The 8,734-nt window shown below is 30.9% G+C and carries 7 protein-coding genes, 1 tRNA gene and 1 riboswitch; of the genes, 6 read left to right on the plus strand and 2 right to left on the minus strand.

Annotated elements, in window-relative coordinates:
- The first annotated feature begins 41 nt into the window (after positions 1-41).
- Together CLLI_RS00230 and metK are read left to right on the plus strand one after the other, a co-directional pair.
- Positions 42-127 (plus strand) — tRNA-Tyr (locus tag CLLI_RS00230).
- 139 nt (positions 128-266) lie between these two features.
- Positions 267-368: riboswitch (SAM riboswitch) on the plus strand.
- 75 nt (positions 369-443) lie between these two features.
- The gene (gene metK / locus CLLI_RS00235) at positions 444-1,619 is read left to right on the plus strand and encodes a methionine adenosyltransferase (protein WP_106062281.1); all 1,176 of its coding nucleotides are present in this window, start codon (positions 444-446) and stop codon (positions 1,617-1,619) included.
- A gap of 85 nt (positions 1,620-1,704) precedes the next feature.
- Here the strand turns inward: metK and nagA are convergent, their stop codons facing one another.
- Positions 1,705-2,838: an N-acetylglucosamine-6-phosphate deacetylase gene (nagA, locus tag CLLI_RS00240; protein ID WP_106062282.1), complete on the minus strand. Its 1,134-nt coding sequence runs from the start codon at positions 2,836-2,838 to the stop codon at positions 1,705-1,707.
- A 113-nt stretch (positions 2,839-2,951) separates the two neighbouring features.
- Here nagA and recD2 point away from each other — a divergent pair, with 113 nt between their 5' ends.
- From recD2 to hpf, 4 genes are all read left to right on the plus strand, one after another.
- A complete protein-coding gene (gene recD2 / locus CLLI_RS00245; protein ID WP_106062283.1) occupies positions 2,952-5,171 on the plus strand; it encodes an SF1B family DNA helicase RecD2 in 2,220 nt (739 codons plus the stop codon).
- A 41-nt stretch (positions 5,172-5,212) separates the two neighbouring features.
- Entirely contained in the window at positions 5,213-6,247 is a 1,035-nt protein-coding gene (locus CLLI_RS00250) for a hypothetical protein (RefSeq protein WP_106062284.1), read from the plus strand.
- Entirely contained in the window at positions 6,220-6,897 is a 678-nt protein-coding gene (locus CLLI_RS00255; RefSeq protein WP_170063611.1) for a ComF family protein, read from the plus strand. The genes CLLI_RS00250 and CLLI_RS00255 overlap by 28 nt, the downstream gene beginning before the upstream one ends.
- Positions 6,898-7,267: 370 nt before the next feature.
- Entirely contained in the window at positions 7,268-7,795 is a 528-nt protein-coding gene (hpf, locus tag CLLI_RS00260) for a ribosome hibernation-promoting factor, HPF/YfiA family (protein WP_106062285.1), read from the plus strand.
- A 14-nt stretch (positions 7,796-7,809) separates the two neighbouring features.
- On the opposite strand, the gene CLLI_RS00265 is transcribed toward hpf, so the two are convergent.
- Positions 7,810-8,583, minus strand: a complete 774-nt coding sequence (locus CLLI_RS00265; RefSeq protein WP_106062286.1) for a hypothetical protein — start codon at positions 8,581-8,583, stop codon at positions 7,810-7,812.
- Positions 8,584-8,734: the final 151 nt, after the last annotated feature.

An 8,734-nucleotide genomic window follows, 5' to 3' on the forward strand; every position in this document is an offset into this window, starting at 1 on the left:
AGCAGGTTGTAGGTTCGATTCCTATTGCCAGCTCCATATGTGGAGGAATTCCCGAGTGGCCAAAGGGGGCAGACTGTAAATCTGTTGGCTTTCGCCTTCGATGGTTCGAATCCATCTTCCTCCACCAAAAGACACTTTTAAAGTGCCTTTTTTTATGCATATATTTATTAATAGTTTATATAAAAAGTTGACAAAATGTTAATAACTTAATAATTGACATAGACTTTTTACTATGCTAATATTGTAGAATAAAACAACATAAAAAACTCTTATCAAGAGAGGTGGAGGGAAAGGGCCCTATGAAACCCGGCAACCAGTACTTTGTACTACGGTGCCAATTCCTGCAGAAGATTTCTGCAAGATAAGAGGAATAGGCATAATAAACCTCTTCTTATTGAAGGGGTTTTATTTTTTTATAAGTTAATTGAAATGGAGGCAATAAAATGAGAAAGTTATTTACATCAGAGTCAGTTACAGAAGGGCATCCAGATAAAATGTGTGATCAGATATCCGATGCAGTATTAGATGCCATACTTGCACAGGATCCAAATGGAAGAGTAGCTTGCGAAACTACAGTAACCACTGGTATGGTTTTAGTTATTGGAGAAATCTCAACTAATTGTTATGTAGATATTCCAAAAGTTGTAAGGGAAACCATAGAAGGTATAGGATATACAAGAGCTAAATATGGTTTTGACAGTGACACATGTGCTGTCCTAACTTCAATAAATGAACAGTCCCCAGACATAGCTATGGGAGTTAATGAATCTTTGGAATCTAAAAAAGGAGAAATGGATAGAGAAGAGGCAATAGGCGCAGGAGACCAAGGTATGATGTTTGGTTTTGCAACTAATGAAACTCCAGAATATATGCCTATGCCAATAGCCATGGCTCATAAATTAGCAAGAAAATTGTCAGAGGTTAGAAAAAATGGGACACTAGAATACTTAAGACCAGATGGAAAAACTCAAGTTACAGTAGAATATGAAGACAATAAACCAGTAAGAATAGATACCATAGTAATATCAACTCAGCATAGTCCTGAAGTTACTAGGGAACAGATAGAAGCAGATTTAATTAAGCATGTTGTAAAAGAAGTTGTTCCAGCTGAATTATTAGATGAAAATACCAAATATTATATAAATCCAACAGGCAGATTTGTTGTTGGAGGACCTCAGGGAGATGCTGGGTTAACAGGAAGAAAGATAATAGTTGATACCTACGGTGGATATGGAAGACATGGCGGTGGATCATTCTCAGGAAAGGACCCAACAAAGGTTGATAGATCAGCGTCTTATGCAGCAAGATGGGTTGCTAAAAATTTAGTTGCTGCTGGAGTAGCAGATAAATTAGAAATACAGTTAGCTTATGCTATAGGAGTTGCTAAGCCAGTATCAATAGCTGTTGATACTTTTAATACAGGGAAAATTGAAAATGATAAAATTGTTCAAATAGTAAATAAGGTATTTGATTTAAGGCCTGCTGCTATAATTAAAAATTTAGACTTGAGAAGACCTATTTATAAGCAGGTAGCGTCTTATGGTCATTTTGGAAGAACAGATTTAGATCTTCCATGGGAGAAATTGAATAAGGTAGAAGAAATAAAAAAGTACTTATAATGTAGAACATTATAACCTAATAGTTAAAGCGGTTAGTACTAAAAAGTATTAGCCGCTGTTTACTTCATATGGGAACAAGAATTTTCTATAGCATTATTTTACCGTTTATTATTACCCTCTTTATATTTATATCTTCATCAAAAAGTACAAGATCTGCATTTAATCCTTCTTTAATACTACCTATCTTATTATCAATTTTTAATAATTTAGCAGGATTATAGGTAACCATTTTAATAATTTCCTGTAATCCATAGGAAGAATTCTTATATACATTTTTAACAGCTTTGTCTAAAGTTAAAGTGGAACCAGCTAAGCTTCCATTTTGCAGCCTTGCTGCACCATTTTCTACAAAAACATCCTGCCCTCCTAAGCTGTACTTTCCATCAGCCATACAACAAGCCATCATTGCATCAGTAACAAGTATTACTTTATCCAATCCCTTTTGTTTATAAGCTATTCTTAAAGCAGGATAATCTACATGGATACCATCTGCAATGGTTTCTGTAGTTATATCTGAATCAAAAATAGCTCCTACTATACCAGGTTCCCTGTGATGAAGACCTGTCATAGCGTTATATAGATGAGTTGAATGACTAATACCTGAAGCTATTCCATCTATAGCTTCTTTATAGCTAGCCTTAGAATGTCCTATGGATGAAACAATACCTAATTTATTTAAGTATTTTATCAATTCCTTTGCACCCTCCAACTCTGGAGCTATGGTTACTGTTTTAATAATGTTTAAATTATCTCCTATAATTTTTTTAAAAGTGTCTATACATGGAGTTTGGATAAAATCAGGATTTTGAGCTCCAAGCATGCCTGCATTAATAAAAGGTCCTTCTAAATGAATACCTAATATATTAGCTCCATCAGTACCTTTTTTTATGGCATAGGCTGCAGCATCTACTGCTTTTCTTATATCCCTTATGGAACAGGTCATGGTAGTGGCTAAAAAAGAGGTAGTACCATGAGGGAAAATGGTTTTACATATATTATTCAAGGAATCATATTCTCCATCCATAACATCGAAACCACCAGCTCCATGAATATGAATATCTATAAAACCTGGAGATAAATATAGCCCTTGCCCATTAATTATTTCATTATTGGAAGGGTATGTTTTAGGATTTATTTCTTTAATTAAACCATTCTCTATTAGTATAGTTCCTTTTTCAATAACATTGGGGAAAATAATTTTACAATTTTCAATTATCATAGAATCACCTCTAATTTAATTGTAGTTTGCTCCCTTTTGCCGGTCAAGTTAAAATATAGAATGTTTAGAATACTATATGGTATAATATATAAAAAAGAATTAGGGGAGATCTTATGGAAGAAATCCACGGAATTGTAGATTCCATAATATTTAAAAATGAGGAAAATGGATATGTAGTAGCAAAAATAAAAGAAAAAGGGAATTTGCTAACTATAACAGGATGTATACCCTATATTATAGAAGGGCAAAGCTTAAAATTGTCTGGCGAGTGGGTAATCCACCCTCAGTTTGGCGAACAATTTAAAGTAGAATTATGTGAAGAAACTCTTCCAAATACAGCAATAGGAATTGAAAGATATTTGGCTTCTGGAGTTATTTCAGGAATAGGACCTGTAACTGCAAAAAAAATTGTGGAAAAATTCGCAGAAGAGTCTTTAGACATACTTGAGAATAACATTGAAAGATTAAAGGAAATAGATGGAATAGGAGATAAAAAGATAGCTATCATACATGAATCCTATAGCAAACAAAAGGAACTGCAAAATATTATGATGTTTTTTCAAAACTATGGAGTAACACCCAATCAATGTATAAAGATATATAAAAGATTCAAAGGAGAATCTATTAGAATAGTAAAGGAAAATCCATATGTGTTAACAGAAGAGATATCTGGAATAGGTTTTAAAACTGCAGATAAAATAGCTAGAAGTTTAGGTATAGAGTCAACTTCTACTTTCAGAATACAGAGTGGTATAAAATACATAATCAATCAGTTTTGTGGATTAGGGAATACTTGTATGCCCGTCCCTAAGCTAATAAAAGAGGGATTAAATATTTTAGGGGTATCAGAGGATAATATAAAAGAAAATTTATTAGCCAGCGCTTATGAAGGAAAGATTAAAGTTGAAGAAATAGAGGATAAACAGTATGTATTTACTATTCCATATTATTATTGTGAATTAGGAATTACAAAGAAAATTATAACCTTATCTCTTTGCAACTATAACAAATTGGATATGGATATTGATAAAGAAATAGAAGAATTTCAGGAGAAGAATAACATAGAGTTTGCTCCATCACAAAAGGAAGCTATAAAAGGAGCATTATGTAACGGGGTTGAAATAATAACAGGGGGACCTGGTACAGGTAAAACTACTATAATAAACTGCATAACTCAAATATTTGAAAAACATGGTTTTAGGGTGCTTATGGGAGCACCAACGGGAAGAGCTGCAAAGAGGATGTCTGAAGCTACAGGAAAAGAAGCTAAAACTATACATAGATTACTGGAAATGGGTATAGGTGATGAGGAGGAAATGTTATTTTCTAAAACGGAAGAAACTCCTCTAGAGTGTGATGTAATAATAGTAGATGAGGCATCAATGATAGACATAGTACTTATGAATAATCTTCTTAAAGCCACATCTCTAGGAACTAGACTTATAATTGTAGGAGATGTGGATCAACTTCCATCTGTGGGACCAGGTAATGTACTTAGGGATTTAATAGAAAGCAAATGTGTTAAGGTTATAAGATTAAAGGATATATTTAGGCAATCCTCCCAAAGTATGATTACAGTAAATGCCCATAAAATAAACAATGGGGAAATGCCCATATTAAATGAAAAGGGTAAGGACTTCTATTTTATAAACTGCCAGGGAAACAATAAGATATTGGATACTTTAATAGGACTTATAGATAAAAGACTTCCAAATTATAATAAGCATTGGGATAAATTAAAGCATATTCAAATATTAACTCCTATGAGAAGGGGAGTTCTGGGAGTAGGAAATTTGAATAAAAAGCTGCAGGAAGTGTTAAATCCTCCTTCCAAGGGCAAAAAAGAAAAGGAATTTAGGGATAATACATTTAGAGTCGGAGATAAGGTAATGCAAACTAAAAATAATTATTCCCTAAAGTGGAATAGAACAGCTGGATTGGGAGAACAAGAGGGAGTAGGTATATTTAATGGCGATATGGGATATATAGAAGATATAGATGAAGAAAACAACACTGTATCAATTATATTTGAAGAGGAAAGAAGAGTAGTATATGAAAGCATATACTTAGATGAAATTGATTTAGCTTATGCTATAACCATACATAAAAGCCAAGGCAGTGAATTCCCAGTGGTTATTATTCCTGTATTTATGGGCCCCCCTCTACTTATGAATAGAAATTTATTATATACGGGAATAACCAGGGCAAAAAAGCTAGTTGTATTAGTTGGCTCAATTAAAGCCGTTAAGTTTATGATAGACAATAACAAAAGTTTTGAAAGGTATTCCCTTTTGAAATGGAGAATAGAAGATGTATTAAATAATGTTAATTAAATTGATAATTGTTAGCAATGAATATTGGAGTGTATTCAATTATGACTATAAATAAAAGTTTAATGGTTTCTTTGGAATTTGAAAGGATAAGTAACTATATTGCAAATTGGCTGTATAGCAATGAGGAGTTTCTAAATGTTATTACAGTCCCTCATAATTCTGCATCAATTTTTATAAAGGCTATAAACAGCTATATTAATGCAGGTAAGAGAGTCTTATATATAACTAATGAAAGGGAAGAATATGTAGATATTTTAAGTAGTATGAGGAAACATATATCATCTCAAAATTATTCCTATATAAGAAATTATAAAATAGAAACAGAGAAAAGCTTAATAGTGTGTAATTTTAAAAATGCTTTAAAGATAGATAATAAGTTCGATTTAGTAATTTACGATGATATTAGAAGTTTACCTGTTTATAGCAAATACGAAATTATAGATATAATGGCTAAGAACTGTAAGGAAAGAGGTAAATTTATAGCTTTTTCTATAGAGAGTATATTTAAAAATAAAAGAGAAATATTATTGCCAATTTACGAGAGTAGAATGCCTATTATAGAACCAAGGATAATAAGCACAAAAATAGATTTAAGCAATGATATACCTTATATGATTTATGATTATCTAAGATGGTCTATTGAATATGGGAAAAAGGTTATAATTTATGTACCAGATAAAGAAAAGCTTATTAATGTACTTGGATATCTAAGTGCATATTTTAAAGACTTAAATAGAAGTTTACTTTATTTTTCTAAGGAAAGTGAAGAATTGAAAATTATATTTAACTTTATGAAAATGAAAAGAGGCATATTAATAACGGATGACTTTAAAGAAAAGACCTATTTTATAACAGAGGATAAAAGTATAAATGAAATGGTATTCTTTGCAAATCATTGCATATTTGACTATAAAAAACTTGTTTATTTTTGCGAGAAAACAACCTCAGCTAAAAAAAATATTATGAGAGAGGTGATCTTCTTAGGAAATGCTGAAACACAAGATATGTATAAAGCCAAAAACATAATAAGGAGTTTTAATAGAGAGGCTTGGGAAAAGGGATTATTAAAAATTTAACACTTATAAAAGAAGGAATCTGCTCTATAATATATAGTAAAGAGGATGAATGTCCAATATGCAAAATGTATTCAGAAGAAGGATACTTATGCAAAGAATGTATTTCAAAGATCAGATTTTGCAAGAATAGATATATGTTAAATCAGTATAACATTGAGTTTAAATATTATAGTATAGCTTACTATACAGGCAATATTAAAGAATTAATACTTAGATTAAAGTATAAAAGTGATTTTCACTGTGGTGAAATACTAAGTAGTTATATGACTAGTAAAATAAAAGAAGAAAATATACCCTGTGATATTTTAACCTATGTGCCTATGAAAAGAAAATCCTTAAGGGAAAGAGGATATAATCAAAGTAAATGTCTGGCTAAAAATATAGGAAAAGAATTAAATATTCCTATAATAACAACTCTAAAAAAAACAGAGAATACTAAGGATCAGATTGGATTAAACGGAATAGAAAGATGGGAAAATATCAGAGGAGCTTTTACAGCTGTTAATCATGATAAATTTAAAAATAAAAAAATAATATTAATAGATGATGTTATAACAACTGGAGCTACAGCCTTTTGCTGTGCTGAAGAGTTATTAATGGCTGGAGCGAAGGAAATAAATATCTTGACTGCAGCCAAAAGTAATGTATAATTTTTGTTGTATTAAGTTAGGTTTGTGATTGAAAGTCGATGCCAGTCGCAGGCAAAACGATCCACGTAAGTTAAATAAAATATTTAATGAGCATGGTGCGGCTTAGAAGTAAGTCCTGCCGTTAAAGATTTTAACGAGAGTGCTAGTAGTGAGAGGATAATTCTGGGTAGCAAAAACACCAGCAGGCGAGTGTGGGGTCAAAGATCAGGTCAACTAACTTAAAATTTTTTTGAAAAGAATAATTATGAAATTTAATTTAATATTTTGTAAATTTCAATAATTAATCTTGTCATTTGGATTAAAAGGTATTAAAATATAATTAATAAAACATAACATTACTCATTTAGGAGTAAGGAGAGGGGCTGAAGATATGAGAATTACAGTTACCGGGAAAAATATAGAGGTTACTAATGCATTAAAAAATGTGGTTGAAAAAAAGCTAGAAAAGCTAGACAAGTATTTTAATCCTGATGTAGAAGCCCATGCTACATTAAGTGTTCAAAAAAATAGACAAACAATAGAAGTTACAATTCCATTTAATGGTGTTATATTAAGAGGAGAAGAATCTAATGAAGATATGTATGCTTCTATAGATTTAGTAGTTGATAAATTGGAAAGACAAATAAAAAAGCAAAAAACTAAGCTTCAGAAAAGAAACCATGGAGATTCACTTAAATTTCAATTTATACCTGACATAGAGGGAAAGCCATCACAGGATCCAAAAATTGTTAAAACTAAAAGATTTGCAATTAAACCTATGTCAAATGAGGAAGCGGTTTTACAGATGGAGCTTTTAGGTCATAGTTTCTTTGTTTATGAAAGTGCAGATAGCGGAGAAGTTAATGTAGTTTATAAAAGAAAAGATGGAAATTACGGTTTGATAGAAAGAGAATTTTAAATTTAAAGAGGAGGTTACACCTCCTCTTTTAAATTTAAAAAATATGATAAATTTTCAAAGCTATCTGTAACTATGTCTGCCTCATAAGGAGATTTTAGGTAATTTTCAAAGGTAAGCTTATCCCTCAGTAATAGGATAAGTTTACATCCAGATCTTTGAAATTGTATATAGTCATCCCTAAGAAAATCCGTTGTAACCATGGTATCCCTAGTTTCAATATTAAGTTTCTTAAATAAATATATGCTATTATAAAGTGGTGGAGGATCTGATATAATAAGCCTGTTTTTATAAAAGGTTTTTATGTATTTTAAACAGCAGTCATTTTTACACATATCACAATTATAAAATCTATTAGCGCAAAGATTTGAAGAAAAAACCATGGGGACATTAAATCCATTTATTATCTTTAAATCATCATTTGTAATATGGGATGTAGATATAAAAATCAGGTCAGGATTGTTATAATCAATTTTTATATTATGAAGATGAAAATCACCCCAATCTTTTGTATCGCTTATTGGATATATAGTAAACTTATTATATAGACTTTTGCAATATTCCAATAGAAAATATGCAGGCGTTAGTACATTATCAAAGTGGCAGGCAATTCCGTTTGACTTTAATATTCTATATAAGGATTTTCTACTTATATCACAATTATGGGTAAAAAAATAACATCTGTCTAAAGAAACTTTATTTATAAATTCTAAGTAATCCTTTTTTAATTCATTGTCCTTTAAAAGAGTATTTTCTATATAAAATACAAAATTGGCTAAATTATGCAACATAGTCTCACCCCAATTTCTTATTAATAGTATTCTCGAAAACTCCCAAGGTACTGAAGTTTCTACATTAATTTTTCTATAGAAATCAGCTTCACCCCAGAGTTTTTTCAAGTTTTATATTGTACGAATAGCTTATATAATTTAAGATATTCGT

This window comes from Clostridium liquoris (genome assembly GCF_002995785.1).
In the GTDB taxonomy this organism is placed as follows: domain Bacteria; phylum Bacillota; class Clostridia; order Clostridiales; family Clostridiaceae; genus Clostridium_AO; species Clostridium_AO liquoris.